The 25883-nt window shown below is 69.8% G+C and carries 26 protein-coding genes and 1 tRNA gene; 9 read left to right on the top strand and 18 right to left on the bottom strand.

Annotated elements, in window-relative coordinates:
* Positions 1-44: 44 nt before the first annotated feature.
* On the top strand, positions 45-650 hold the full coding sequence (locus OHB21_RS19890; RefSeq protein ID WP_067511535.1) for a ClpP family protease: 606 nt from the start codon (positions 45-47) through the stop codon (positions 648-650).
* 29 nt (positions 651-679) lie between these two features.
* Entirely contained in the window at positions 680-1273 is a 594-nt protein-coding gene (locus OHB21_RS19885; RefSeq protein ID WP_067511536.1) for a ClpP family protease, read from the top strand.
* 546 nt (positions 1274-1819) lie between these two features.
* On the opposite strand, the gene OHB21_RS19880 is transcribed toward OHB21_RS19885, so the two are convergent.
* The 6 genes from OHB21_RS19880 to ctaJ all read right to left on the bottom strand — a co-directional run bounded on the left by OHB21_RS19880 (position 1820) and on the right by ctaJ (position 4936).
* A complete protein-coding gene (locus OHB21_RS19880; RefSeq protein WP_084537938.1) occupies positions 1820-2200 on the bottom strand; it encodes a helix-turn-helix domain-containing protein in 381 nt (126 codons plus the stop codon).
* 61 nt (positions 2201-2261) lie between these two features.
* The gene (locus tag OHB21_RS19875) at positions 2262-2462 is read right to left on the bottom strand and encodes a DUF6186 family protein (protein ID WP_067511537.1); all 201 of its coding nucleotides are present in this window, start codon (positions 2460-2462) and stop codon (positions 2262-2264) included.
* A complete protein-coding gene (locus OHB21_RS19870; protein WP_328435542.1) occupies positions 2444-3046 on the bottom strand; it encodes a hypothetical protein in 603 nt (200 codons plus the stop codon). The genes OHB21_RS19875 and OHB21_RS19870 overlap by 19 nt, the downstream gene beginning before the upstream one ends.
* A gap of 179 nt (positions 3047-3225) precedes the next feature.
* On the bottom strand, positions 3226-4029 hold the full coding sequence (locus OHB21_RS19865; RefSeq protein ID WP_195142136.1) for an NAD(P)H-binding protein: 804 nt from the start codon (positions 4027-4029) through the stop codon (positions 3226-3228).
* Between the two features lie 180 nt (positions 4030-4209).
* Complete coding sequence (locus OHB21_RS19860) at positions 4210-4674, bottom strand: DUF5130 domain-containing protein (protein ID WP_067511540.1); 465 nt, start codon at positions 4672-4674, stop codon at positions 4210-4212.
* A complete protein-coding gene (gene ctaJ / locus OHB21_RS19855) occupies positions 4661-4936 on the bottom strand; it encodes an aa3-type cytochrome oxidase subunit CtaJ (protein ID WP_067511541.1) in 276 nt (91 codons plus the stop codon). Before ctaJ ends, OHB21_RS19860 begins: the two co-directional genes overlap by 14 nt.
* 203 nt (positions 4937-5139) lie before the next feature.
* Here ctaJ and OHB21_RS19850 point away from each other — a divergent pair, with 203 nt between their 5' ends.
* Positions 5140-5910 carry an alpha/beta fold hydrolase gene (locus OHB21_RS19850; RefSeq protein ID WP_084537940.1) on the top strand — a complete coding sequence of 257 codons (771 nt, stop codon included), beginning with the start codon at positions 5140-5142 and terminating at the stop codon, positions 5908-5910.
* An 18-nt stretch (positions 5911-5928) separates the two neighbouring features.
* Here OHB21_RS19850 and OHB21_RS19845 read toward each other — a convergent pair whose 3' ends face one another.
* Entirely contained in the window at positions 5929-7533 is a 1605-nt protein-coding gene (locus OHB21_RS19845; RefSeq protein WP_067511543.1) for a glycoside hydrolase family 13 protein, read from the bottom strand.
* Positions 7534-7654: 121 nt separating this feature from the next.
* On the bottom strand, positions 7655-8059 hold the full coding sequence (locus OHB21_RS19840) for a globin (protein ID WP_067511544.1): 405 nt from the start codon (positions 8057-8059) through the stop codon (positions 7655-7657).
* Between the two features lie 325 nt (positions 8060-8384).
* Here OHB21_RS19840 and OHB21_RS19835 point away from each other — a divergent pair, with 325 nt between their 5' ends.
* Positions 8385-8999 (top strand): HNH endonuclease, encoded by a 615-nt coding sequence (locus OHB21_RS19835; protein WP_407674981.1) that lies wholly within the window; start codon positions 8385-8387, stop codon positions 8997-8999.
* Between the two features lie 48 nt (positions 9000-9047).
* Here the strand turns inward: OHB21_RS19835 and OHB21_RS19830 are convergent, their stop codons facing one another.
* The gene (locus tag OHB21_RS19830) at positions 9048-9617 is read right to left on the bottom strand and encodes a helix-turn-helix domain-containing protein (RefSeq protein ID WP_067511545.1); all 570 of its coding nucleotides are present in this window, start codon (positions 9615-9617) and stop codon (positions 9048-9050) included.
* An 81-nt stretch (positions 9618-9698) separates the two neighbouring features.
* On the opposite strand from OHB21_RS19830, the gene OHB21_RS19825 reads away from it, so the two are divergent.
* The gene (locus tag OHB21_RS19825; RefSeq protein ID WP_067511546.1) at positions 9699-10472 is read left to right on the top strand and encodes an AzlC family ABC transporter permease; all 774 of its coding nucleotides are present in this window, start codon (positions 9699-9701) and stop codon (positions 10470-10472) included.
* On the top strand, positions 10469-10780 hold the full coding sequence (locus OHB21_RS19820; protein WP_067511547.1) for an AzlD domain-containing protein: 312 nt from the start codon (positions 10469-10471) through the stop codon (positions 10778-10780). The genes OHB21_RS19825 and OHB21_RS19820 overlap by 4 nt, the downstream gene beginning before the upstream one ends.
* 44 nt (positions 10781-10824) lie before the next feature.
* On the opposite strand, the gene OHB21_RS19815 is transcribed toward OHB21_RS19820, so the two are convergent.
* The 7 genes from OHB21_RS19815 to OHB21_RS19785 all read right to left on the bottom strand — a co-directional run bounded on the left by OHB21_RS19815 (position 10825) and on the right by OHB21_RS19785 (position 23103).
* Positions 10825-11493: a hypothetical protein gene (locus tag OHB21_RS19815; protein ID WP_232331834.1), complete on the bottom strand. Its 669-nt coding sequence runs from the start codon at positions 11491-11493 to the stop codon at positions 10825-10827.
* 13 nt (positions 11494-11506) lie between these two features.
* On the bottom strand, positions 11507-11965 hold the full coding sequence (locus tag OHB21_RS19810; RefSeq protein ID WP_067511565.1) for an acyl-CoA thioesterase: 459 nt from the start codon (positions 11963-11965) through the stop codon (positions 11507-11509).
* 265 nt (positions 11966-12230) lie between these two features.
* Entirely contained in the window at positions 12231-17162 is a 4932-nt protein-coding gene (locus OHB21_RS19805) for an NAD-glutamate dehydrogenase (RefSeq protein ID WP_067511548.1), read from the bottom strand.
* Between the two features lie 383 nt (positions 17163-17545).
* Positions 17546-19222, bottom strand: coding sequence for an energy-dependent translational throttle protein EttA (gene ettA, locus OHB21_RS19800; RefSeq protein ID WP_067511549.1), 1677 nt, complete (start codon positions 19220-19222; stop codon positions 17546-17548).
* A gap of 155 nt (positions 19223-19377) precedes the next feature.
* On the bottom strand, positions 19378-19893 hold the full coding sequence (ssb, locus tag OHB21_RS19795; protein ID WP_195125813.1) for a single-stranded DNA-binding protein: 516 nt from the start codon (positions 19891-19893) through the stop codon (positions 19378-19380).
* Between the two features lie 185 nt (positions 19894-20078).
* The gene (locus OHB21_RS19790) at positions 20079-21047 is read right to left on the bottom strand and encodes a serine/threonine dehydratase (RefSeq protein WP_084537942.1); all 969 of its coding nucleotides are present in this window, start codon (positions 21045-21047) and stop codon (positions 20079-20081) included.
* 13 nt (positions 21048-21060) lie between these two features.
* Positions 21061-23103, bottom strand: coding sequence for a cytochrome c oxidase assembly protein (locus OHB21_RS19785; protein ID WP_067511551.1), 2043 nt, complete (start codon positions 23101-23103; stop codon positions 21061-21063).
* A 137-nt stretch (positions 23104-23240) separates the two neighbouring features.
* On the opposite strand from OHB21_RS19785, the gene OHB21_RS19780 reads away from it, so the two are divergent.
* The 3 genes from OHB21_RS19780 to OHB21_RS19770 all read left to right on the top strand — a co-directional run bounded on the left by OHB21_RS19780 (position 23241) and on the right by OHB21_RS19770 (position 24822).
* Positions 23241-23615, top strand: coding sequence for a DUF4345 family protein (locus OHB21_RS19780; RefSeq protein ID WP_067511552.1), 375 nt, complete (start codon positions 23241-23243; stop codon positions 23613-23615).
* A gap of 105 nt (positions 23616-23720) precedes the next feature.
* Positions 23721-23794 (top strand) — tRNA-Arg (locus OHB21_RS19775).
* Positions 23795-23892: 98 nt separating this feature from the next.
* Positions 23893-24822 (top strand): site-specific integrase, encoded by a 930-nt coding sequence (locus OHB21_RS19770; protein WP_328435533.1) that lies wholly within the window; start codon positions 23893-23895, stop codon positions 24820-24822.
* 18 nt (positions 24823-24840) lie between these two features.
* Here OHB21_RS19770 and OHB21_RS19765 read toward each other — a convergent pair whose 3' ends face one another.
* Together OHB21_RS19765 and OHB21_RS19760 are read right to left on the bottom strand one after the other, a co-directional pair.
* Positions 24841-25218: a hypothetical protein gene (locus tag OHB21_RS19765; RefSeq protein ID WP_328435531.1), complete on the bottom strand. Its 378-nt coding sequence runs from the start codon at positions 25216-25218 to the stop codon at positions 24841-24843.
* On the bottom strand, positions 25215-25487 hold the full coding sequence (locus OHB21_RS19760) for a hypothetical protein (RefSeq protein ID WP_328435529.1): 273 nt from the start codon (positions 25485-25487) through the stop codon (positions 25215-25217). The genes OHB21_RS19765 and OHB21_RS19760 overlap by 4 nt, the downstream gene beginning before the upstream one ends.
* Positions 25488-25883 lie beyond the last annotated feature (396 nt).

Below are 25883 nucleotides of genomic sequence, written 5' to 3'. Positions count from 1 at the left end.
CAGCGAACCGGTGGGGTGGGGATTTTCTGGGGCACGGTGGGGGCATGACTCAGGACGGGAAGACACCGCTGTTCGATCGGCATGCGCGGGAACAACTGTTGAGCAGGCGCATTCTGGTGCTGGACGGCGGGCTGGACGACGACAACGGCACCCTGCTCACGACGCAACTGCTCACGCTGGCCGCCGAGGACTCCGAGGCCGGGATCTCGCTGTGGATCCACTCCCCCGGCGGTTCGGTGCCCGCGATGCTCGCCATTCGCGACGTGATCCGGTTGATTCCGTGCAGCGTGTCCACGCTGGCGCTCGGATTGGCGTGCAGCGCGGGGCAATTCCTGCTGTCGGCGGGCACGCCGGGACGGCGGTTCGCGCTGCCGCACGCCCGGATCCTCATGCACCAGGGTTCGGCGGGCATCGGGGGCAGCGCGGTGGAGGTCGAGGCGCAGGCCGACGATCTGCGGCACACCGTGGAAACGGTGCTCGGCATCATCGCCGCCGACACGGGCCAGCCCTACGACCGCGTGTACGAGGACTCGCTGCACGACCGCTGGTTCACCGCGCCGCAAGCGCTCGAGTACGGGTTCATCGACCACATCGTCGAATCGTTCGACCAGATCGTCCCCCAGCGCAGGCGCTTCGGCATCTCGGCGTGAGCCGCCACCTACACCAGGAGCGAAAGACCATGTCCACGTACACGATTCCCAACGTCATCGCGCGGCATCCGGGCGGCGGCGAGCGCATCACCGACATCTACTCCCACCTGCTGGCCGAGCGCATCGTCTACCTCGGCACCCCCATCGACGCCGGCGTCGCCAACGCGCTCATCGCGCAACTGCTGCACCTGGAGTCGGAGAGCCCCGGCCAGGAGATCAACATGTACATCAACTGCGAGGGCGGCGACCTGCCCGCCATGCTCGCGGTCTACGACACCATGCGCTACATCCAGGCTCCGGTGCACACCACCTGCGTCGGCCAGGCCATCGCCGTGGGCGCGGTCCTGCTGGCGGGCGGCGCGAAAGGCAAGCGCGCCATGCTCCCCCACGCCCGCGTGGTCCTGCATCAGCCCGCCGCCCGCGGCCAGGGCGCCATCCCCGACCTGATCATCCAGGCCGACGAACTGGTCCGCATGCGCAGCGCGATCGAGTCGATCCTCTCCGAACACACCGGCCAGACCGTCGAGACCCTCCGCCACGACACCGACCGCGACCGCGTCTTCACCGCCGCCGCCGCCGTCGAATACGGCCTCGCCGACCGTGTCCTGGACCCGCGAGGCTGAGCCGGCACCGCTGTGTAGCGGGGGGTCATGTTCACCGAGTACGCCGTCCATGCACTCGCGATCGGTCGCGCACCTCCGACATACACCCGATTGCGTGGCACCCGTCCGCCCGCCGTATCTCCTCCCTGCGCGACAGGGGCATACCGGCGCATCTGGCGAGGCCGACGTTCGGTGTCGCGGCTGCCAGGGACTCTATGCGTCCGCGCATGCCGAACGGCATCGGCGGTGTGCGCCACACAAGTACCGGCGTTCAGCCGTAGTCGCGGGAGCTGTTCGCGCCCAACGCATGTCGACCGAACCAGCCGGTGAGGTTCCCCGCGAACGGGGCGAGACGCACGCGCGGCGCCGGCGGGTGACGCGCCCCTGCCGATGGCCCGCCGGTCTCGCGCGGGTCACTCCGGTGGACGGAACCGGGCCGGGTGCCGAGTTTCAGGCGGCCAGGGTGGTGGGGTGCGCAACGCGGAAACCCGGTGGCGCGCGGGCGAAGCTTGCGCGTCAGCCCGCGCGCGACGAGTACTACCCGGCGTAGCGGCTGAACCCTCGAGCTCAGGCGGCCAGGAGGGTGGGGCCGTGGGTCGAGCGGCGCAGGGCAGGGCGCAGGAGGGACAGGGCGCGGTCGCGGCGGATCTCGGCGGCGACCTGTTCGGCGAGTTCGCCGAGGGACGTGCCGAGGGCGCCCGCCATGGCGGCGATCATCTCGCTGGAGGGCTCCTTGCGGCCGCGTTCGACCTCGGACAGGTACTGCGGGGAGATACCCGCGCGGCGCGCGGTCTCGGACAGGGTCTCCCCCTGGTCGCGGCGGATCTCGCGGAGCCGTTCGCCGAGCACCTCGCGCCACAGCGGTTCGCCCGCCGCGGACCGCTCGGTGTCGCGCTCGGCGTCCTCGCCCCCACCCGGAATCGCGTGCAACCTCGCCTGCTCGCTCATGAGCCGACGATACGACACCACGGCGTCCCCCCGGCCGCACTTACGCTCAGGGCGTAATGGGTCAGCGCGCGAGGAAATGCCAGCCGAGCCAGATCCACCCCGCCACCGCCACCAGCCGCATGGCGCGCCCGCGCAAGGCCGCGCCGACCACCACGCCCAGCGGAGCCAGCAGGTCGCGGCGCAGGTGGGCCAGCACGGTGGCGGCGAGCACCAGGGTGAGCAGTACCGCGAAACCGGCGATTATCAGCGTTCGCTCGTCCATCGCGTCACCACCCACCAGCCGAGCGCCAACCACACCAACCACCCGAGGAACCGCACCGGCCCCTCCTCCAGCACCGGGTCGAGCAGGATCGACAGGGTCGGGTGCTCCGGATCGGCGCGCAGCCAATCCGGTTGCCGCACATACGCGAACGCCTCGAGCACCACCAATGCCCCGATCAACACCGACCACACCACCACGCCGCGCCGGAACGCGACGCGCGACACCGCCCCGGACGCCGACCTGTCCCGCCGAGACGCGCCACCTCGGTCACCCAACGCTGACCGGCGAGAGCTGGACACCGGGCGGCGGATTGTCGCCGACCCCGCGCATTCCGCCGGCGAACCCACGTCGTCCGCCGACGGGCGCGGACCGTCTCCGGGCACCGCCCCCACCGACCTCCGCACGACGAGCCCCGCACCCACCCGCGGCCACGCCACCAGCACGACCGCTCCCACTCCGAAAACCAAAACCATTGCGGTAGAAGCGAAGTGGAACGGCCGCGTGAACGCCCCGACCCCCGCGATCAAGCACAGCACCGCCGCACCCCACGGCAGGCGCGCGATCGGGACCGGCAACTTTGCCACTCTTGCAGGATATGACTTCCCGGCTCGACCTCAACCGCGTCGCAGGATCCCGCCGAGCGCATCGACCACAGGGGTCCAGGGAATGCGAGCGCGTCGGCGGCCATCACCCTCGTCGCCGAGAGGCACCGGCGCGTCGGGTATCGCGCGCCCCTCGGCGAGCCATCGGGGAGTTCAGCACCTCAGCGGAACGCGTCGACGTTGTCGCGGGCCCACTGCGCGAAACTGGTGGCGGGCTCCCCGGTCACGTCGGCGACGGTGGTGGTCGCGCGCTGCGGGTGGTCGACCATCGACTGCATCCCGTCCAGGTACCACTCCGCGTACTCGCCCATCATCGGTTGCAGGATGGCCACCGCCTCTTCCCGCGACACGTGCTCGACGGTGAGGTCGCGCCCCAGCGCCGCGCCGATCTGGCGGATCTTGCCGGCCCTGGTGATGGTCTCCGGGCCGGTCAGCTCGTAGATCTTGTGCGAATGCCCCTCGGAGAGCAGGACATTCGCCGCGACGCGGGCGATGTCGTCCATGGTGATCGGCGCGTTCCCCGCCTCGGGGTACCCCTCGCGGATCACGTCGGACGCCTTGATCTGCTCGGCCCAGATGGTCGCGTTCTCGGCGAACTCGCGCGTGTACAGGTGTGTCCAGTCCGCCCCCGACCCCTCCACGGCTTTCGCGATCGGCTGCCAGTCGGTGCTCTCGTCGCCGGAGAGGTCCACGATGTGGCGCACGCCCGCCTCCCGCGCCAGCGCGACCACCTCGTCCACCGTCTCGAGCAGCGGGGCGAGATACATGCGCTCGACGCCCTCGAACGCGGCGGGCAGCGAGGAGACCCGCCCGAGGTAGCCGCGCGCGACCTCGACGCCCTCGGGCAGCGCGGCCTTGGCCGGATTGGTGGTGAGCGCCCGCACCCGGGTGGCTCCGCCCGCGAGCAGGTGATCGACGACCTTGCGTCCGATGTTTCCGGTGGCGCCGGTGACGAGAATTGTCATGCCTCCAACCTGCTCGGCCGCGCCCCTCCCCGACAACCCCCACTTTCTGCGCCTGGCACTCGCGCGGGGATTCGTATCTGGGCGCGAACGCCCTCCCCGAAACTCTGGACCCCCGAAACGCCGACGGCGCGCCCACCGCAGGGGTGGGCGCGCCGTGAGCACGCTGGTGAACGTGGGGCGTCAGCGACCGATGGCGGCGGCCATCACGCGGACGGCGGAGACGAGCCCGTCGATGAGCTGTCCCTGCCGGATCGAGCTCAGCGCGGCGGTGACGCCGAGCTGGCAGACGCGGTCGTTCGCGCGGTCGGCGACCTCGTGGCCCGATCGGACCTCGACGGCCTTCTCGTTGGGCGAGACGGCGATGAGCACCGAGCGCGCCGCCTCGGGAGTGGTGGGGAACAGCGCGTCGGCGCCGGCGGCGGTGTCCGCGCCGAGGTCGCCGATGTAGACGTTGAAGCGCACCTTGGTCGCGCGGGTCGCTTCGGTGAGCGCGTTGTCCATGGCGAGCCGCTCGTCATCGCTGAACGGGGCTTCCTTGAACACGTCGCCGGCCTCGTGCACACCGGACACGCGTCCGCTGCTGGTGAGGGCGTATCCGTGCGGGAGGTCGGCCTCGACCACCGCGGGCCACTTAGAACTTGCCACTTGCCCGGCCTCCGATCGGCTCACCCTGGGCGGATTCGATAGCCGCATGGTTTCCGTGCGGCGCGGCGTCGTGGTGCCCGTGACCGGTCACCTCGTCGGTGGCACTCCACAGCACCGGCGGCTGGGTCCACTTCTGTCCGAGTTCGAAGTGGACCGGCTTCTCGCCGGGCAGCGGCTTACCGAGGTACGACAATCCGGCGATCGCCGCGTAGATCACCAGCGGGATGCCGACGAAGATCAGCACTGTCTCGAGAATGCTCACGGATCAACGGTAGACGATGGCGTGTAGTAGACGCTCGACCGGTCGCCGGCCGGCACCGTGTCGCGAGTGTCAGGACGGCCGAGCCGGCGGATCGCAGCCTTCGGTCGCCGTGGCTTTCGGCCAGCGGGACAAGGCGTTTCACCGTTCGGCCAGGCCGCCCGCGTTCGACCTTCACACCGATGTCAAGGCCTACTGTCGCCGACATGCCCCTTCCCGCGCTCACCGGCCGCGTCCTCGGCGCCTGCCCCGCCCTGCTGCTCGCCCACGGCGCGAGCAGCGATATCGACGACAGTTTCGGCCCGATCCTCGACAGCCTCGCCGCCCACCACACCGTGCCGGCCCCGGACTTCCCGGGCTCGGGCGCCACGCCCCGCGCGAACGCCCCACTGGACCCGGACGAACTCGCCGACGCCTTGGTCGATTTCGCGCACGCGGCCGCACACGAACGCTTCGCCCTCCTCGGATTCTCGACGGGCTCACCGGTCGCGATCCGCGTCGCGGCCCGCCACCCGGCCGAGGCCACGGCGCTCGTCCTGTCGGCCGGGTTCGCCAAGGCCAACCCGCGCCTGCGCCTGCTGGTGCGCACCTGGCGGGAGCTGGCCGCCACGGATCGCCGCGCGCTCGCCGCCTACCTGGTGCTGCTCGGGTGGAGCGCCGAATGGCTGGATCGGCGCACCGAACGGGACCTCACCGACCTGGTCGACAGCATCGCCCCCGCGCTGCCCGCCGGCGCCGACGACCAACTCCGGCTCCTCACCGAGATCGACGTGCGCGCCGACCTGCCCGCGCTCTCCCTCCCGACGCTGATCATCGACGCGCGCGACGACCGCGTGGTGTCGGCGGCGCACACCGAGGAACTCGCCACCATCCCCGCGGCGCGCAGGATCACCCTCGACGGCGGACACGCGATAGCGGCCGAACAGCCCGAAGCCTGGGCGACTGCCGTGGAGCAGTTCCTCGCGAGCGCCGGCTGACTCGGGCCCCTACCGCCCTCACACCAACCAGGCGGCGGCGTCCGGCGGCAGCTTCCCGTCGGCCAACGGCGCGCTGACCAGCAGCGGTTCGCCTGGCGGCAGGGCGATCGGCCGGCTGCCCGCGTTGAGCACGCAGGTCAGCCCGCCCGGCCGCCGGAACGCCAGGCACCCCTCGGGGCTGCCGTACCACTCGACCCGCGAACCGGCGAACTCCTCGCGCCGACCGCGCAATTCGATCGCCATCCGGTACAGCGAGAGCGTGGAGCCGAGCTGTTCGAGCTGCGCCTCCACGGTGAGCCCGGACCAGTCCGGCGGGATCGGCAACCACGATGTCTCGCCCTCGGTGAACCCGAACGGCGGCCGGTCGCCCTCCCACGGGATCGGTACCCGGCAGCCGTCGCGGCCGCGGTCGGTGTGACCCGACCGCTCCCACACCGGGTCCTGGAGCACGTCCTCGGGCAGGTCGTCGACGTTCGGCAGGCCCAGTTCGGCGCCGTTGTAGAGGAACACCGAGCCCGGCAGCGCCAACTCCACCAGGACCATCGCCCTGGCGCGGGCGACACCGCGCTCCCCGCCGCCGTAGCGGGTGACCTCGCGGGCGATGTCGTGGTTGGACAGCGTCCAGGTGGGCGACGCGCCGACCGGTTCGACGGCGGCGAGCGAGTTCTCGATGGCGTCGCGCACGGACTCGGCGGTGAACTCGGCCTCGGCGAGCCGGAAGTTGAAGGCCAGGTGCAGTTCGTCGGGGCGGACGTATTCGCCGAAGCGGGTGTTGTCGTCCACCCACACCTCGCCGATGGTCACCGCGTGCGGGTACTCGCCGACCACCTTGCGGATGCGGCGGTGGATCTCGTGCACGCCGGGGTTGTTGAAACGCGGGTCGTCATCGTCGTGGATCAGCATCTTGGTGGAGACCTCGCGCATGTCCGGCAGGCCTTCCGGTTTGGCCATGCCGTGGGCGACGTCGATGCGGAAACCGTCGACACCGCGGTCCAGCCAGAAGCGCAGCGTCTGCTCGAAATCGGCGACGACCTCGGGGTTCTCCCAGTTCAGGTCGGGCTGTTCGGGCGCGAAGATGTGCAGGTACCACTGGCCGGGCGTGCCGTCGGGTTCGGTGATCCTGGTCCAGGCGGGCCCGCCGAAGATGCTCGGCCAGTTGTTCGGAGGTTCGGCGCCGTCGGGCCCGCGACCGTCGCGGAAGAGGTAGCGGGCGCGTTCGGGACTGCCCGGCGCGGCGGCCAGCGCCGCGGTGAACCAGGGGTGGGCGTCGCTGGTGTGGTTCGGCACCAGGTCCATGGTGACCTTGATGCCGCGGTCGTGCGCCTCGGCGATCAGGGCCTCCATCGCCGCCAGGCCGCCGAAGAGCGGGTCGATATCGCGCGGATCGGAGACGTCGTAACCACCGTCGGCCATGGGCGAGCGCATCACCGGGCAGATCCACAGCGCGTCGACGCCGAGGAGTTCCAGATAACCCAGCCGCTCGCGTAGCCCGCCCAGATCACCGACGCCGTCGCCGTTCGAATCGGCGAACGAGCGCGGATACACCTGGTAGAAGACGGCGGATCGCCACCACGGTCGGTCGTCGCGCGACTCGGGCGCGGACTCGTCAGGTGTTGCTGTCACGCCGCTATAGTGCCAAAGACCGCCGACGTATTCCTCTCGGCGAGGCCGGTTTCCCACAATCTGGCAACTCTTCAGCGAATCGTAACGTCGCGGCGTCGCCGACCGGAACCGCCCGAGGATTTCACATCGGCGAGTTCACCAGCGAATACGCGGCCATCTCCATGTAGTCGAGCAGCTGTTTGCGGTGCGCGTCGTCGAGCATGTCGGGTTCGATCTCGGCGATGGCGATGCGCATACAGCGCAGCCACGCGTCCCGCTCGATCGGCCCGATCGTGAACGGCATGTGCCGCATCCGCAGGCGCGGATGCCCGCGCTCGTCGGAGTAGGTGCGCGGGCCGCCCCAGTACTGCTCGAGGAACATCCGCAGCCTGCGCTCGGCCGGACCGAGGTCCTCCTCGGGGTAGAGCGGGCGCAGCACCTCGTCGGCGGCCACTTCGCGGTAGAACGCCGCCACGATCCGCCGGAACGTGTCCGCACCGCCGACCGCCTGGTAGAACGACGTCGCCGTCTGCTCGCCCGAAGTCATCAGGTCCTCTCGATCGTGGATAGCGCCCACTCCATTGTGCCCGCACCCCGGCGGGCGGGCAGCGCGCGGCCGACACGGATAGCGGAGCGGCGGCACTTCAGCGGCAGTTAACCCAACATTGTGCGAAATCACCGTGCAAATGGCCGAGTTCCATGGTCATATTGGTGGCAGTCTCGCCGAGAGATAGCACATGATCTTGAACCGGACGAAATCGGGGTCACCCATGAAGCAGCGGCACGGCCGTCCACACGAGGCCAGGACTCACCGACAACTGAAGCCCGCCGACGTCCACAATCGTGGGTCGGGGGCTACTCCGCTGCACATCGTGTCCGACAATTATCCGGGGTCACACCGCTCCGGTGACGATCGATCCCGTGCCGACCACGGCCACCACCTCACGCCGGTCCGCACCGAATCCACCAGCTGGTCGAAGCGCCGGGTGCTGCTTCTCAACGCCACCTACGAGCCGCTCACCGCACTGTCCGCACGGCGCGCCGTCGTTCTGCTCATCTGCGACAAGGCCGACGCCGTCCACCACAATCCCGAAGGCCCGGTCGTGCACTCTGCGGGCGCCGAGGTGGCCCTGCCCTCCGTCATCCGGCTGCGCACCTACGTCCGCGTCCCCTACCGCGCCCGCGTCCCGATGACCAGGGCCGCCCTCATGCATCGCGACCGCTACCGCTGCGGCTACTGCGGCGGCAAGGCCGAGACCATCGACCACGTGATCCCGCGCAGCCGCGGCGGCGAGCACTCCTGGGAGAACTGCGTGGCCAGCTGCGCGCCGTGCAACCACCGCAAGGCCGACAAACTGCTCAGCGAACTCGGCTGGACGTTGCGCGCCCCGCTCGTCTCCCCCAAGGGCCCGCACTGGCGGCTGCTCTCCACCACCGCCGAACTCGACCCGGTGTGGTTGCAGTATCTGGGCGAGGGCGCGGCCTGATCCTCGGCGATCCGATGCACGATGCCGGACGGGCTTCGAGACGGCGGCCTACGTGTATTCGATGACCAGCGTCGCCCAGGTGCCGGGCTCCAGCGCTTCGAAGACGTGGGGCGCGTCGCCGGGGTAGGCGATGTAGTCGCCGGGGCTCAGTTCGGCTGGGGCACCGGTCGGGCCCACCAGGGCGCGGCCCGCACCGAGCAGGACGTGTTCGATCACGCCGGGGATGTGCGGATCGGATTCGCGCGCGTGACCGGGTTCGGCGGTGATGCGGAACAGATCGCGGCGCGTGTTCGCCGGACCGGCCGCCAGCAGCGTGGCCTGGTACTCCGCGCGCTCGGCCGCCACCACCGGCCCCTCGCCGGCGCGGATGATCTGGACCGTGGGGCGCGGCGGTTCCAGCAGGCTCGAGAACGGCATGTCCAGCGCGACGCACAGCGCCCACAGGGTTTCCAGGCTGGGGTTTCCGCTGCCCGATTCCAGTTGGGACAGCGTCGATTTCGCGATGCCCGCGCGCCCGGCGACCTCGCTCAGCGAGAGCCCGGCCCTGGCCCGCTCGCGGCGCAACGAGGCCGCGATGGCCGCCTGCGGTGTCGCCGCCGTGGTGTCCTCTCGCGTCATCTCCGCTCCCGTCGTGCGCCGTGAACCGCCCCACAGCGAACCACATTGACTTACCCGCCCGCCATGTTCACTATAAACAACATGCGTTCGATATGGCGAACACTGGATCGGGAGACGTTCACCGGCATCGCGGCGGTCTGCCTGGCGGTCGGCGTGATCGGCGTGTCCTACGGGACCACCGCCGTCGCGTCGGGCTTCCCGGTGTGGCTGCCGGTGCTGTTGAGTACCGTCGTGCTGGCCGGCGGCGCCGAATTCCTGTTCCTCGGCATCGTCGCGGCGGGCGGCAGTCCGATCGCCGCGGTGCTGGCGGGCTTGCTGGTCAACGCCAGGCACCTGCCCTACGGATTGTCGGTGCCCGACGTGGTGGGCACCGGCTGGCGGCGGCTGATCGGCGTGCACGTCATGAACGACGAGGCCGTCGCGATGGCGCTCGCCGAATCCGAGCCCGCCCGCAAGCGCGCGGTGTACTGGGCCTGCGGCCTCGGCGTGCTGCTGGCCTGGCCGACGGGTGCCGTGCTGGGCGCGCTGATCGGCACCGTGGTGCCCGATACCGCCGCGTTCGGTTTGGATGCCGTCTTCCCGGCGGTCCTGCTCGCCCTGGTGATCCCGGCGCTGCGCGACCGGACGACGTTCGGCGCCGTGGCGGTGGGCGCGGGAGTCGCGGTGCTGAGCGCGCCGTTCCTGCCCGCGGGGATGCCGGTGTTGCTGGCGCTGTCGGGGGTGTTGTTCGCCGCCTTGCGATTACGGCGGTCGGAGCGAGCCGGTGCGGAACGGAACGCCACCCCGGGTGAGTGCGCGTCGCCGGCAGATCGCACATGCGCTGCCGACGGCACGGGCCGGGGTGAGGATCGATGATGCTCGTCGCCGGAGTTCTCAGCCTGGCCGTCGGCACCTACGCGTTCCGGTGGGCCGGACCCGCCCTGCGCGACCGCATCCGGTTCCCCGAACGCGCGCGGCAGTTGCTCGAGATCGGCGCGGTGGTGTTGCTGGCCGCACTGGTCGCGGTCACGACATTGCCGTTCGGCACAGGTCATCTGGGTGCCGCGCTGCCCGCCGGGGTCGCCGTGGGCGGTGTGCTCGCGTGGCGGCGCAGCCCGCTGCTGGTGGTGGTGCTGGCAGCGGCAGCGACAACGGCTTTGCTGCGGTTGGCCGGGGTGCCGTAGCCCGGCGCGCAGAACCGGACGACCTGATGCGTGCTCCGCGCGAATCAGTTGGGCAGCAACGGGATACTGCCCGAGCGGCGGCGCGCGACGGACCCGTAGCGGGCGTCGATGCGCAGCCAGGTGGCGGTGGCGCGCACGCGGACGATCTCGGTGGGCGGGATGCGGCGGGCCTCGGCCTTGTCCCCCGAGTGCGGGATGAAATCCATGGCGGTGAGGGCGAAGACGACGCGCATCGGCACCCGCACCTCGGTGTCGTCGGCCGACACCGTGAGCACGGTCTGGTCGAGCAGGGAGGCGGGCGGGCCGTGCTGGCTGCCGTGCTCCTTCGCCAATTGCGCTCCGCGCTCGGCCAATTCGACCAAGGTGCGGGCGGGCACGTCGTCCACGTGGACGAACCCGTCGGCGGGCGGCAGCGCCCCGCGCCACGCGGAGTCCATCGAGTAGCCGAGGTCGATCGGGCTGCCGGTGCCGAGCCCGGCCAGCACCAGGTCCGCGCCGACGGTGACGTCGTCCACGCCCAGTTCGGCGACCACCGTGCGCACCGCCAGCGCCTCGAAACCCGTTGCCACCCACCCGGACACGAAGCGCTCACCGCGGCGGCGCAACCGGATCACGGCGGCCGGGTCCAGCCGCACCGCCCGGCTCAGGAAGGTGGCCAGGTTCTCGCGCTCGGCGGGGTCGGCGACGTGCAGCACCCGCTGCTCCCCGATCACGACCGCGCCGTCGTCACTTGTCGAGCCACTGCGCGAGATAGTCGCGCTCCTCCGGGGTGAACCGGCGCAGGCGCTGGGTCTCGATGTCGAAGGCCGCCAGCTGCGTGGAGGCGATCACGGCGGGCGGCGAGTCGGGGGCGGCGCCGTTCGGGCGGACCTCGTAGCCCACGGTGAAATCGACCGCCCGCAACCGCTGCACCCACATGGCGATATCGAGCGGGGTGTCCTCGTGCCGCAGCTGCGCGCGGTAGCGCACGTGCAGGTCGGTGAGCACACACCCCTTGCCGAGGGCCGACGTCGGGCGGTCACCCTCGAACAGCCACGGGATGCGCGCCTCCTCCAGCAGGGTCACCATGCGGGCGTGGTTGACGTGCTGGAACACGTCCATATCCGACCAGCGGATCTCCACCTGGGTGTGGAATCGCCTGGGCAGCAGGACCGTATCGGTGTGCGCCTGCCCGTTTCCGTTCAACGTGCTCGTCACAGTGGTACCTCCGGTGGGCACCCGGCCACTCGCCAGACTCCCACGCTGCGACTCCGCAACAGGCGACGAGGCGAGATCGCGGGTGCGACAGACTCCGATTCTCGACATTCAGATCCGGGCCGCATCGCTCGGATCGAGCCGATCCTGAGCGTCCAGTATCGCAAGCCGGGCCCGCCCGGTCGCGCCGGGGGCGAGACCCGCCGAGAAACCCGAGGTCGGGCGGGCACCGACCGGCGGCACCCGCCCGCGGTTCCTACCTCGGCACCTCCGACTGCGCGCCGACGCCGCTGACCATGCTGCGCACCTGTCGCGCCGCCACCGAGAGCGTCGCCAGATCGTGCGCGCCCGATTCGAACAGCTCCGACAGCGCGGCCCGCGCGCGACCCAGCCGGGACTGGTTCTTCGACTCCCAGTACGCGATCTTCTCGTCGGCGGTCTCCTCGGGTTCACCGCCGGACAGCACGTCGAGGGTGAGCGAGCGCAGCGACCCGTACATGTCGTCGCGCAGGGCCAGCCGGGCCAGCGCGTGCCAACGGTCGCCGCGTTCGAGGTGGCTCACCGCCTGGAGCAACCAGTCGATCTTGAGGTGCTCGTTGAGCGCGTAGTACAGCGCGCCCACCTCCTCGCCGTCGCGCTCGGTGATGTCGGCGATGTCGATCACGTCCAGCAGCGGGAACAGGTTGAGCAGGCCGAACACCTCGGTCGCGAGGTCGGTGGGCGCACCGCGCGCGATGAGTTCGGCGGACTGGTCGGTGAGCGTGGCCACGTGGTGACCGCGCAACCACTCCGGCACCTTCGAGGCCAGCTCCCGCACGCCCCTGGTGTAGCGGTTCACCTCCGCGCCCGCCGCGATGGGCTGCGGGCGGTTGCTCAGCAGCCACCGGGAAGCGCGGTCGAGGATGCGTTTGGTCTCGAGCTCGAGTTCGTCGCGCACCGAGATCGGCACATCGGCCGCGCGGATGCGCGCCCAGACCGTGTGCAGGTCGAAGATCCCGGCGGCCGCGGCGAAGGCGCGCACGGCGTCGGTGGTGGTGGCGCCCACTTCCTCGTTGAGCCGGAACGCGTAGGTGATGCCGCCGTAATCGACCATCTCGTTGACGATCATGGTGGTGACGATCTCGCGGCGCAGCCGGTGCTTCTTGATGGCCGCGCCGAACCGCTCCCGCAGCGGCGTCGGGAAGTACTCCGGCAGCCGTGCCGCGAAGTAGGTCATATCGGGCAGGTCGGACTCGAGCAGATCGGCCTTCAGCGAAAGCTTCACGTGCGCGAGCAGATTCGCCAGTTCCGGCGAGACCAGCCCCACACCGTCCTCGTGGCGGCGCTTCATCTCGGCGTCCGAGGGCAGCGCCTCCAGCTCGCGGTCGAGCCCGCGCCGCTGTTCGAGATCGGCGATGAGCCGCATGTTGACGTTCATCATGCGCGGCGCCTCGAAGCGCGCGATGCCCATCAGGAAGTTCTGGGACACGTTGTCCTGCAACACCATATCGGCGACCTCGTCGGTCATCGAGGCGAGCAGCGGGTTGCGTTCGGCCTCCGGCAGCGCGCCGGAGCTCACCACGCCGTCGAGCAGGACCTTGATATTGACCTCGTGGTCGGAGCAGTCGACGCCCGCGGAGTTGTCCAGCGCGTCGGTGTTCATCTTGCCGCCGTTGCGGCAGAACTCGATGCGGCCCAGCGCGGTCGCGCCGAGGTTGCCGCCCTCGCCGATCACCCGCACCCGCAACTCGTTGCCGTTGACGCGCACCGCGTCGTTGGACTTGTCGCCCACCTCGGCGTTGGATTCGGTGCTCGCCTTGATGTAGGTGCCGATGCCGCCGTTCCACAGCAACTGCGCGGGCGAGAGCAGGATGGCACGCACCAGTTCCGGCGGGGAGAGCGATTCGACGTCGTCGGGCAGGCCCAGCGCCACCCGCGCCTGCGGGCTGATGGGCACCGACTTCACCGTGCGATCCCACACACCGCCGCCCGCGCTGATCAGCGAGGTGTCGTAGTCGGCCCAGGAGGAGCGCGGCAGTTCGAACATCCGGCGCCGCTCCGCGTAGGAACTCGCGGCATCGGGATTCGGGTCGAGGAAGATGTGGCGGTGGTCGAAGGCGGCGACCAGCCGGATGTGCTCGGAGAGCAGCATCCCGTTGCCGAACACGTCGCCGCTCATGTCACCGATGCCGACGACGGTGAAATCCTCGGTCTGGGTGTCGATATCCATCTCGCGGAAGTGCCGTTTGACGCTCTCCCACGCGCCGCGCGCCGTGATGCCCATGGCCTTGTGGTCGTAGCCTGCCGACCCGCCGGAGGCGAAGGCGTCGCCCAGCCAGAAGCCGTAGCTCAGCGCGACGTCGTTGGCGATATCGGAGAACGTGGCGGTGCCCTTGTCGGCGGCGACCACCAGGTAGGTGTCGTCACCGTCGCGCCGGATCACCCGCGCGGGCGGCAGCACCGCGCCGGTGGTCAGGTCGACGTTGTCGGTGAGATCGAGCAAGCCGGAGATGAAGGTGCGGTAGCATTCGACGCCCTCCGCCCCCAGCGCCTGCCGGTCGGCCACCGGGTCGCCGGTGGGCGTGGGCGGCTGCTTGACCACGAAGCCACCCTTGGCGCCGACGGGCACGATCACCGCGTTCTTCACCGCCTGCGCCTTCACCAGGCCGAGAATCTCCGTGCGGAAGTCCTCCAGCCGGTCCGACCATCTCAGGCCGCCGCGCGCCACCGGCCCGAACCGCAGGTGCACGCCCTCCACCCGCGGCGAGTACACGAAGATCTCGAATTGCGGTTTGGGCTTGGGCAATTCGGCGATCTCGCGCGGCTCCACCTTCATGGCGACGAAATCGCGCGAGCGGCCCTCGGCGTCGGTGACGTAGTAGTTGGTGCGCAATGTCGCCTTGATCAACCCGAGGATGGCGCGCAGGATGCGGTCGGCGTCCAGGCTCACCACCTGGTCGATGCGGGCGCGCAGCTGGGTCTCCAGATCGGCGGCGTGGTCGGCCGATACGGTGTCGGGATCGAACCGCGCGGCGAACAGGTCCACGAACAGCCGCGCCACGTCGGGGTAGGTGAGCAGCACCCTGGCGATATTGGCCTGGCTGTACGGAAAACCGGCCTGCTGCAAATATTTCGCGTACGTGCGCAGGATCGACACCGACCGCCACGACAGCCGTGCGCGCAACACCAGTTCGTTGAGCCCGTCGGCCTCGGCACGGCCGTACCAGACCGCTTCGAACGCCTCGGTGAACCGCTCGCGCAGACCGGCCACCTCGTCCTCCAGCGCCTCGGCGCGGGCGGGCGGCTCGAGCAGTTCGGCGTCCAGATCCGAATCCAGTGCGCTGCGCAGCAGTTCGGGCCGAGCCAGCAGGCCGAAGTCGTAGATCCAGCGCTCGCCGTCGGCGTCGGCGCCGTCCGGGCGCACCCGGTACGGCCGCTCGTCGAGCACTTCCACGCCGAGGCTCTGCAGCACGGGCAGCACCTGGCTCAGGGAGACGCCGGTGCCCCCGATGTAGAGGGTGAAGCGCCAGGCGCCGGGTGCGGCGTCGGCGCTGCGGTACAGGTGCTGATCGATGACGCCTTCGGACAGCCGCTCCAACCTGCCGATGTCGCCGAGGGCGCGAGCCGCGCTGAAGTCCTGCTTGTACGCCTCGGGGAAGGCGCCGGCGTAGCGCTGCACCACGGCCGGATCGAGCACCGTGGAGTTGCTCACCGCGTCACCGAGGCGGTCGTCCCAGGTGTGGCTGGCCTCGTTCAGCAGGCCCTGGATGCGCAGGCGGTTGACCTCGGAGGTGTCGGCCACCTGATCGGCGTCACGCGGGACCGGGGAACCCTCGTCGGCTAGCCGGACCGTGAAATACACGCTGGCGAGCTCACTTTCGCTCACCCGCGCGGAGTAGTCGATGGAGACGCCGCCCAGTTCGCGGACCAGGATCTCCTGCATCTCGAGCCGGACCCGGGTGGTGTAGCGGTCGCGCGGCAGGTACACCATGCAGGCGACGAAGCGGCCGTAGGAGTCCGAGCGCATGAACAGCCGCACCTGCCTGCGCAGGCTCACGTTCAGCACCGCGGCGGCGGTGCGGCGCATGGTCTCGGTGTCGGAGGAGAACAGTTCGGTGCGCGGGAAGGACTGGATTACCTCGAGCATCGCCTGACCGGAGAAGGAGTCCAGGTCGAAGCCGTTCTCCTCGATCACCGAGCGCACCCGCCGCCCGATCACCGGGATGTCGAGCACGTTCTCGTGCACCGCGGTCACCGTGAATACCCCGATGAACAGGTGCTCGCCCCGAATCTCGCCCCGCTCGTCGAAATCGGCGACGCCGATGAAGTACGGGTACACCGACCGGTGCACGGTGGCGGGCACCAGACCCTGGGTGAGCATGAGCAGCGGCCGGTCGCCGCCGTTGATCGGGACGCGGAAATCGGTGCCGACATCGGGACGCAGCACGCCGAGGCAGGTGCCGGGCACCGGGCTCGAGGTGGTCTGCTCACCCTCGACGCCGAGGCGGTAGCGGGCGTAGCCGAGCACGGTGAAATTGCCCTCGGCGAGCCAGCGCAGCAGGTTCGCGCAGTCGACCAGATCGGTCGCGTCGAACGGCGCGGTCGGCCGGGCGGCGGCATTCTCCAACTCGTCGGCCAGCGCGCTCTGGACGTCGCGGATGGCCTCGGTGTCCCCGATGACCTGGCGCACGTCGTCGATGACGTCGGGCATGGACTTCTCGATGCGATCCAGGACGGCGCGACTCGTCGCGGGGTGCAGTTGCAGGTGCATCCAGGATTCGCGCAGGCCGGTGGCGCCGTTGCCGTCCACCTCGTGCGGGGCGGCGTCGAGCAGGTGGCCTTCCGCGTCGCGCTCCACCTCGAAGATCGGGTGGATCACCTCGCTGACGCTCACGCCCAGCCTGCTCAGCGAGGAGGTGATGGATTCGACCAGCAGCGGCATATCGTCGGTGACCACCTGCACCGCCGCGCCCAGTCCCGACCCGTCGTCGGGGTGGTAGACGCGCACCAGCGCGCGCTCGGGCCTGCGCGCCATCGCCAGGTGCAGGTGGCGGCGGAAGATCTGGGTGATGCCCGTGATCGCACAGTCCACATCGCCCGCGTCGACGTGGCGGAAGTACGCCTCCTCGAGCGCCGCGAGATCAGCGCGCAGCGATTGCGGCATACCCGCGGCCCACGCCGCACCGGACAACTCGGACGAGACCGTCATTTTTTCGCCAACTCCCTCGGATTTCGGTTCCGGAACAAAGTGACGCCGGTCCGAGAGTAGCTGTGCGGTGTGGACGCCCGACCGCCTAGGCACAGCACCCGATCGGACCCACGACATCACCCAGGGGCGGTCGCGGCGGGAAGGACCCGATGACCCGACTGCGCCTGCGCATGCACGCAGTCCACCCTAGTGCTCGGTGCGGGTCACGCGCGTCGGAATCGCCACCGATCGGAAATAATCCCGGAGGGTTTGCTCCGCCGGAGCCCGGGGGAGCGGCCACCGGCCGGAATTCGCCCGATCGCTACCGACGATCGAGGGTCTTTCCGGCCGGTCACCGTGGAGAAGCGCACCGCGGCGGAGCGTCGCCCCGCTGCGGCGGATACTCAGTCGCGGGTGAGCTTGCGGTGCGTCACCCGGTGCGGGCGGGCCGCCTCGACGCCGAGGCGCTCGATCTTGTTCGCCTCGTACGCCTCGAAGTTGCCCTCGAACCAGAACCACTTGGCCTCGTTGTCCGAGTCGCCCTCCCACGCGAGGATGTGGGTGCAGGTGCGGTCGAGGAACCAGCGGTCGTGGGAGATGACCACGGCGCAGCCGGGGAACTGTTCGAGCGCGTTCTCCAGCGAACCCAGGGTCTCCACGTCGAGGTCGTTGGTCGGCTCGTCGAGCAGGATCAGGTTGCCGCCCTGCTTGAGGGTCAGCGCCAGGTTCAGGCGGTTGCGCTCACCACCGGAGAGCACACCCGCCGGCTTCTGCTGGTCCGGGCCCTTGAAGCCGAACGCGCTCACGTACGCGCGCGAGGGCATCTCCTGCTGGCCGACCTCGATGTAGTCGAGCCCGTCCGAAACGACCTGCCACACCGTCTTTTTCGGGTCGATGCCGGCGCGGCTCTGGTCGACGTAGCTCAGCTTGACCGTCTCACCGACGCGCACCGTGCCGCTGTCGGGCTGCTCCAGGCCGACGATGGTCTTGAACAGCGTGGTCTTGCCGACACCGTTGGGACCGATGACGCCGACGATACCGTTGCGCGGCAAGGTGAACGACAGGTCCTTGATGAGCTGGCGATCGCCGAATCCCTTGTCCAGATGCTCGACCTCGACCACCACGCTGCCCAGGCGCGGGCCCGCGGGGATCTGGATCTCCTCGAAGTCCAGCTTCCTGGTCTTCTCGGCCTCGGCGGCCATCTCCTCGTAGCGATCCAGGCGTGCCTTGTTCTTGGCCTGCCTGGCCTTCGCACCGGAACGGACCCAGGCGAGTTCTTCCTTGAGCCGCTTCTGCAGCTTCTGGTCCTTCTTTCCCTGGACCGCCAGTCGTTCGGCCTTCTTCTCCAGGTAGGTGGAGTAGTTGCCCTCGTAGCCGATGGCACGGCCGCGGTCGAGCTCGAGGATCCAGCCCGCGACGTTGTCCAGGAAGTACCGGTCGTGGGTGACCGCGAGGACGGCGCCCGCGTACTGCGCGAGGTGCTGTTCGAGCCAGAGCACCGACTCGGCGTCGAGGTGGTTGGTCGGCTCGTCGAGCAGCAGCAGATCGGGCTTGCTCAGCAGCAGCTTGCACAGCGCGACGCGGCGGCGCTCACCACCGGAGAGGTTGGTGACCGGCTCGTCCGGCGGCGGGCAGCGCAGCGCGTCCATGGCCTGCTCCAGCTGGGAGTCGATGTCCCACGCGTCGGCGTGGTCCAGATCCTCCTGGAGCTTGCCCATCTCCTCCATCAGTTCGTCGGAGTAGTCGGTGGCCATGAGTTCGGCGATCTCGTTGAAGCGATCCAGCTTCACCTTGATCTCGCCGAGGCCTTCCTCCACGTTGCCGCGGACCGTCTTCTCCTCGTTGAGGGGCGGCTCCTGCAGCAGGATGCCGACCGTCGCGCCCGGCGCGAGGAACGCGTCGCCGTTGTTCGGCTGGTCCAGTCCGGCCATGATCTTCAGCACGCTGGATTTACCGGCGCCGTTGGGGCCGACGACGCCGATCTTGGCGCCGGGAAGGAAGTTCAAGGTGACGTCGTCCAGCACGACTTTGTCGCCGTGCGCCTTGCGAACCTTCTTCATTTGGTAGATGAACTCAGCCATGCGGTCAACCCTAATCGTCTCGAGCCGTGCGGCCGCATCCGGGCCGAAGCATCGGTCCAGCTACACAGCGGTTTTCGGTCGGAATCCCCCGGTGGCGGCGAATCGCGGGACCGGGCCCACGCCACCACCGGTGCGCCCCAGGTGCGCTCGTGCGATCAAGCGCTGACGGTTTCCGGTGCGACACTCCTGACAGGAACGCTACCCGTGGCCTCGACGGCGGCCACCACCCCCTCGCCCCCGCGCACGGGTTGTGCAGCGCCGAGCACACCGCCGTTATTCCGGACCTCGGCGTTCCCGGCCGGTTGCTCGCCACCGCGCCTGCGGACCTCCGTGGTGCACCGGGTGAGGTCGGGCCCCACCGCGCTGGCGCGCATCTCCAGATCGCGCCGGTCGACCCCCTCCTTCGTGCGGTACTCGTGCGTGCGCAACTGGCCGTAGACGAGCACCGGATCGCCGCGCCGCAGGGAAGCGTCGACACCGCCCACCAACCTCCGCCAGCAGGTGACCGTGAGGAACAGGGTCCCGTTGTCGACCCAGTCGCCGGTCGCGATATCGAACCTGCGCGAGTTGCTGGCCATCCGGAACGTGAGCACGCGTTCGCCGTTGCTCAGATCCCGGGTGACCGGGTTGGTGACCAACGTGCCCACCACTGTCGCCATCGCTTCGTACATGATTCCGCCCCTTCACATTCGGACCCGACCACCGGGCCGCCCCTCTCGGCGAGGGCACTTCCAGCGTCGCGCCACGAGGTGACCGGCGGTACCCCCGATCCGCGGATTGTGGATGAGCTCGATCCTGTGGACAACCGCGGCCGAACACCCGGAGAATCACCGAATTATGCTGTGCGGCACCTGTTTCACAGCGCCGTCAGGTCGGTGTTCGCCCCGCACAACACCACCACCGGCCGCTCCCCCGGCTCGGGAATGTAGGCCCCGCTCTGGATCGCGGCCAGCGCGCTCGCCCCCGCCGACTCCACGACGATGCGGAACTCCCGCCACAGATACTCCCGGCTCGCGGCGACGGCCTCCTCGGTGACCAGCAGCGACGGCACGTCGTAGCGGCGCGCGACGTCCAGCGCCAGTTCCCCGATCCGGGTGGCCCCCAGCGCGTCGGCGCCCAGACCACCCCGGCCGACCTCCACCGGCTCCCCGGCGATCAGCGCCGCGTGCAGCGCGGGCAGTTCCACCGGCTCCACGCCGATCACCCGTTGCCGCCGTCCCAGCGCGGCGCCGATCCCGGCGACCAGCCCGCCGCCGCCCACGGTGACCAGCACCGGCGGCTTCCCGCGCACCTGCTCCTCCAGTTCGAGGCCGACCACCCCGGCGCCCGCCGCCACGTCGGGCAGGTCGAAGGCGTGCAGCGAGAAGGCGCCGCGCTCCTCGGCCAGTTCGGCGGCGTGGCGCACCGCCTCGCCGTAAGTCGTGCCGTGCCAGAGCACTTCGGCGCCGTGCGACCACATCGCCGCGACCTTGGTGTGCGGCGCGGATTCCGGCACGACCACCGTGCACGCCTTGCCCAGCCACGACGCGGCCAGCGCCGCCGCGATCCCGGCGTTGCCCGCCGAGGCGATCACCACCTGGTCGGTCCGCGCGCTCGAGGCGAGCAGCGCGTTGAGGCTGCCGCGCACCTTGAAGGTGCCGCCGTGCTGGAGGTATTCGAGTTTCAGCGTCACGGGCACCGGGCCGTCGGGCCCGGCCACCGAGGTGTGGAACACCGGGGTCTTGCGGATCCGGCCGGTCATGCGGCGGCGCGCCGCGCGCACGTCGGCGCGATCCACCCGCCCGGCCGGGCGATGCGCCGTCACGGCGCCACAGCGGTCGGTCACGGCGCGAATCGTCTCACTTGCGTACCCCGTGGTCACGTTTGGCCAGTTCGGCGAACATCGCGTTGTGGGCGGCGAGTTCGGCGTCGTTGTCCCGGTCGGCGGCCCGGTCCAGCCGCTTGGCCATCCGTTCGTCGCTGCGCGACCACTGGATCAGCAGCGCCAGCATCACCACCACCAGCGGGACCTCGCCGCTCGCCCACGCCAGGCTACCGCCGGTGCGCTGATCGCCGAGCAGATCGTCGTTCCAGCCGAGCCCGAGCGAGCGGAAGAACCAGCCGCCCAGCACGGTGGTCATGCTCATCAGGGCGACGCCGAAGAACGCGTGGAACGGCAGCGAGCCGAAGACCATGCCGAGTTTGGTGAGCGAATGCACTTCGCGCGGTTTGGGATCGATGCCGATGACCACCCAGTAGAAGAGGTAGCCGCTGATCAGGAAGTGCAGGATCATCGCCAGGTGCGCGGCGTGCGAGTCGACGAACGAGTCGTAGATGCCGCCCATGTAGAGGGCGTAGAACCCGGCCACGAAGATCACCGACGCCACCACCGGCTGGGTCAGGAACCGCGACACCGGATTGTGCACCGCGAGCAGAATCCACTCGCGCGGCCCCGGCACGCCGCCGCGACCGGCCGGCGGCAGCGCCCGCAGCGCCAGCGTCACCACGCCGCCCAGCGCCAACAGGATCGGTGCCATCATCGACAGGGCCATGTGCTGCATCATGTGCACGCTGAACACCGCGGGCGCGTAGCGGCCCACGCCCGACGAGGTCGCGAACAGCAGCAGCGCGCAGCCCGACAGCCAGGCGATGGTGCGCCCGACGGGCCAGGCGTCACCGCGCTTGCGCAGTCGCCGCACGCCGAGCAGATAGACCACGGCCAGCACGATCGCGAGCGTGCCGAAGATCAGATCGAACCGCCAGTCGAACAGCAGTCGCAGGGTGGTCGGCGGACCGTCCAGGTTGTAGCCGAGCTCGACCTCGGCGGGCGTGGGCACCGACGTGGGCGGCGGGGGCGGCGTGCGGCCGAGCCCCACCGCCAGGCCCATGGTGGCCGCGAAGATCAGCGCCTCGACGCCGCCGAACCGCAGCAGGGCGGCGCGATCGCGCGGGTTCTCGGCGAGCGCGGGCAGGGCGGCCTTGCGCTGGAACCAGCCGATCACGCCGAGCACCGCCAGCGCGGCCACCTTGGCCAGCACCAGGCGGCCGTAGGTGGTGGTGAACAGGTCGCCGAACGGGACCCGCACCCACGAGTTGATCACGCCGCTCACGCCGATCACCACGAACGCGAAGGTGGCGACGAGGGAGAAGCGGCGAGCCGCGACATCGGTGTGCGCGCCGCCGCGCAGGGCGTGCGCGAGCACGGCGAACAGCCCGCCCACCCAGACCGCGGCGGAGATCAGGTGCAGGATCAGGCTGTTGGTGGCGATGTCGTGCGAGCCGCCCGAGGAGGAATGCCCGGTCAGCGCCAGCGGCATCATGGTCAGGACCGATCCGGCCAGCAGCAGCGGCGTCCACGCCCAGCGCAGCGCCAGCCTGCTGCCGACGGCGACGATCAGCGCGAACAGCACCGTGGTCCGCCACGCCCCGGCCAGTTCGACCTGGTCGATCGCCCGCCACAGCTGTTCGGGACGCCAGATGTCGGCGAACGGCTGCCCCGTGGTGTCGGAGATGGTCAGCGGCACCAGCAGCGCGGCGCAGCAGGCCCACGCGATCGCGAACACCGACGCGCGACGCAGCGCCCGGTACCCGCCCACGTCGAGCAGACCGTTCTCCTGCGGCGGCACGAAGAACGCCGCGAACAACAGCGAGCCCACCGTCAGCGCCGCGAACAGATCCGACAGCGCGCGCACGGCGGGCAGCCCGTAGGTGGTGAGCGCGCCCGGATCCGGAATGCCGAGCAGGGTCAGCGCCTGCGACGCCGACAGCCCGACCACCATCGCCGCGACCACCGCCGCCACCGCGCCCGCGAACACCGCCAGCGCGCCGAACGTCCCCGCGGGCCGCGCCGCCCCGGCGTCCGGCTCAGCTGGTGCGAGGGGCGGGTCCTGCGGTGACGACATACGACCCAGCGTAGTTCCAGCGGCGCGACGGGCTCCCGGCGGCCGGGCGTACCTCCGCCGAGGCCACGACGCGGCGTTTCGGCCGGGCGCCGCCCGACTGTGTCCACTAGGGTTGGGCGCAATCACGGGAGGGTGCGATGCCGGTCGTTCTGATCGCGGTGGTCGCGGTGTTCTTCGCCGCCATGGGCGGCTACGGGTTACTGCGACCGCGTCAACTGGCGGAGGTGGTGGGTCTGCTTGCCGACCGCGCCGACGCCGATGCCGAGGTACGCGCCGTCTACGGCGGGTTCGGCCTCGCGATCGCCGTCGTCCTCGGACTCGCGGCTGCCGACATCGGCGAACTCAGACCCGGCGTGTGCGTGACGGTCGCCGCAGCGCTCGGTGGAATGGCCTTCGGCCGGATCTGGTCCGCATTCAGCGAACGCCCCTCCGCCTTCTTCCCGGTGTGGTTCTTCCTGCTCGTGGAGCTGATCTTGGCCGGCCTCCTCGGCACCGCCGTCGCCCTCGGCTGACCCACCTCAAAAGGTTGCTGACGCTAAACATCAACTCATTTGGACGATCGCTATACTTTCCCGTGCTGGACACCACGGCCGATCTCGGCCATGGTGGAAACCGCTGCCTCCGTAGCTCAGTTGGATAGAGCAAGGGCCTTCTAATCCCTAGGTCGCAGGTTCGATTCCTGCCGGGGGCACTTTACCGCTCTGACCAGCACTTATAGCTGGTCAGAGCGGAAACCGGCCGAAGCACAAAGCTTCTACACCTAGAAACTTTGCGCAGTAGAATGCGTGCATGGGGCACGATCTGGACGACATCCTGGAACTCCGCGAGGACTTCCTCACCGAGCTGCGGCAGCAGAACAAGTCCCAGGGCACGATCGACGCGTACGGGCGCGACATCATCTACTTCCGGGATTTCCTTGTCGGCCGTGGGCTCGAGCCGACCTCGGAGTCGTTCACCAAGGCCAACATCGGCGCGTACATCGAAGACACGCTCACCCGGAAGAACCGGCGGACGGGCAAGGCTCTAACGCCGGAGTACGCCAACCGCCAGTACCGGAGCCTTCAGCAGTTCAGCAAGTATCTCGTCCGAGAGGAACTGCTCGCCGCGGATCCATTCGTGAACATGAGCCCACCAGCGGTCCCAGAGAAGCCGGTGCCGGTCCCTCCAGTCGACCAGCTACGCCAGCTGCTCGCCACGTGCGAAGGACCTGGCTTCGAGGAACGCCGAGATACCGCCATCATCCGGCTGTTCACGGATTCCGGTATCCGGATCGGCGAGATGGCACCGCTGGATGTCGAAAGCCTCGACTTCACCGAGAACACAGTCCTCGTCCTCGGGAAGGGACGGCGCCCTCGGAGCGCACCGTTCGGAGACAAGACTCGGACGGCTCTGCGTAGGTACCTCCGCGTGCGCTCCGGCCATACGTTCGCCAAGGGCAACCCCGCGCTCTGGCTTGGCCGGCGCGGTCGGATGACCGGATCTGGCATCCAACAGGCCATAGAGCGACGTGCCGAGCAAGCAGGAATCGACCACATTCATCCACACCAGCTGCGGCACTTCTTCGCGCACAATTGGCTAGCCAGTGGAGGGCAGGAGCAGGACCTGATGCGCCTCGCGGGCTGGCGGTCGCGTCAGATGATCGGCCGGTACGGTGCGTCGGTCGCCGATGAGCGCGCACGTGAGGCGCACCGGCGGGCACGCCTGGGTGACCAGCTGTAGGGGCGATCTCCGCCCCGATCAGATCACTTCCAGGTCGATCGGGACGGTCACCGCGGCGTACTGATCGGGGTTGTCGGTGAGCACCGGATAGCCGGTGACCTGGGCCTCCCACACGACTTGCGCGGTGTCGGCGCCGATCGGCGCGTGCGCGGTCTGGGCGACCAGCGCGACGCCGGGCACGATCGGTTGGCTGAGCGGCACGACGGTGAAGCCGTCCGCGTCGAAGTCCTCCGGGTCCGCGCCGGCGAGAACGGCGGTGTAGAGGCTGGTCGCCGGTATGACCAGGGGGCGCCGCTCGCGCACGCTGAACGAGAGCACGGTTTGCGCGAAGATGCTGCGCGGCAACGCAATCAGCGCGGAGGAGTCGAGGATGGTTCCGGCGGCAGTGGGCCTCACGCGGCGCCGTCGCCACGCTGGCGTTCGTCGGCCCGGTTGAACAGTGCACGCACGCGCGCTTCGGCCGCGGCGACCTCGGCCGCGGCGGGCGCGCCGGCGGAAGTGCGCCACCGGGCGATCACTTCGTCGACCGTGGTGCGGGCCTCGCCCGAACCGGCGGCGGCGGCGATGTAGGCGCTGACCGAGCGAGCCTGACCGGCGCGCACAGCCTTCTCCGCGCGCACCACCAGTTCCTCGGGAAGGCTGAGACTCACCTTTCGCGTGCCCATCCTGCGATCGTACCTTTATCGCACCCGAGTCGGCGAAACTTCGGCACTCTCCCCACCTCCTTCTTGTGGTCGATCCGGAGTGCGTGCGGAAACTGTCACCGCCCAGCTCCGGCGGAACTGCGCTGGCAGGGCGTGCACGACCGCCGCCGCGCTCCCTCGAAAGACCAGCCCGCCGAACGTGCGTGTACGACCGTCACCGTCCCCCACCGACGCAACCACGATGCCAAGTACGTCGAGAACGCAACGGGCGCTCCCCAACGCAACCACTCTCCCAAGCCAGCCTCTTCTTTTGTGGTCCTCTCTTGTGGTCCCTCCCTCTCCCCTTACTTACTCACTCTCCCCTCCCCTTGTTTGGTGTTGATCCTCCCCCCTCGGCTTCCCAACTCTCTTCGAACA

This window comes from Nocardia puris, assembly GCF_036051655.1.
In the GTDB taxonomy this organism is placed as follows: Bacteria; Actinomycetota; Actinomycetes; order Mycobacteriales; family Mycobacteriaceae; genus Nocardia; species Nocardia puris.
Note: the sequence above shows the minus strand (reverse complement) of the source record. Positions and strands in the feature narration are given on the sequence as shown.

Excerpts from the sequence above, each read along its gene's own strand:
- OHB21_RS19890 (WP_067511535.1), top strand. The coding sequence starts at position 45 with ATGACTCAGGACGGGAAGACACCGCTGTTCGATCGGCATGCGCGGGAA.
- OHB21_RS19885 (WP_067511536.1), top strand. The coding sequence starts at position 680 with ATGTCCACGTACACGATTCCCAACGTCATCGCGCGGCATCCGGGCGGC.
- OHB21_RS19880 (WP_084537938.1), bottom strand. The coding sequence starts at position 2,200 with ATGAGCGAGCAGGCGAGGTTGCACGCGATTCCGGGTGGGGGCGAGGAC.
- OHB21_RS19875 (WP_067511537.1), bottom strand. The coding sequence starts at position 2,462 with ATGGACGAGCGAACGCTGATAATCGCCGGTTTCGCGGTACTGCTCACC.
- OHB21_RS19865 (WP_195142136.1), bottom strand. The coding sequence starts at position 4,029 with ATGACAATTCTCGTCACCGGCGCCACCGGAAACATCGGACGCAAGGTC.
- OHB21_RS19850 (WP_084537940.1), top strand. The coding sequence starts at position 5,140 with ATGCCCCTTCCCGCGCTCACCGGCCGCGTCCTCGGCGCCTGCCCCGCC.
- OHB21_RS19840 (WP_067511544.1), bottom strand. The coding sequence starts at position 8,059 with ATGACTTCGGGCGAGCAGACGGCGACGTCGTTCTACCAGGCGGTCGGC.
- OHB21_RS19830 (WP_067511545.1), bottom strand. The coding sequence starts at position 9,617 with ATGACGCGAGAGGACACCACGGCGGCGACACCGCAGGCGGCCATCGCG.
- OHB21_RS19825 (WP_067511546.1), top strand. The coding sequence starts at position 9,699 with ATGCGTTCGATATGGCGAACACTGGATCGGGAGACGTTCACCGGCATC.
- OHB21_RS19820 (WP_067511547.1), top strand. The coding sequence starts at position 10,469 with ATGATGCTCGTCGCCGGAGTTCTCAGCCTGGCCGTCGGCACCTACGCG.
- OHB21_RS19805 (WP_067511548.1), bottom strand. The coding sequence starts at position 17,162 with ATGACGGTCTCGTCCGAGTTGTCCGGTGCGGCGTGGGCCGCGGGTATG.
- ettA (WP_067511549.1), bottom strand. The coding sequence starts at position 19,222 with ATGGCTGAGTTCATCTACCAAATGAAGAAGGTTCGCAAGGCGCACGGC.
- ssb (WP_195125813.1), bottom strand. The coding sequence starts at position 19,893 with ATGTACGAAGCGATGGCGACAGTGGTGGGCACGTTGGTCACCAACCCG.
- OHB21_RS19785 (WP_067511551.1), bottom strand. The coding sequence starts at position 23,103 with ATGTCGTCACCGCAGGACCCGCCCCTCGCACCAGCTGAGCCGGACGCC.
- OHB21_RS19780 (WP_067511552.1), top strand. The coding sequence starts at position 23,241 with ATGCCGGTCGTTCTGATCGCGGTGGTCGCGGTGTTCTTCGCCGCCATG.
- OHB21_RS19770 (WP_328435533.1), top strand. The coding sequence starts at position 23,893 with ATGGGGCACGATCTGGACGACATCCTGGAACTCCGCGAGGACTTCCTC.
- OHB21_RS19760 (WP_328435529.1), bottom strand. The coding sequence starts at position 25,487 with ATGGGCACGCGAAAGGTGAGTCTCAGCCTTCCCGAGGAACTGGTGGTG.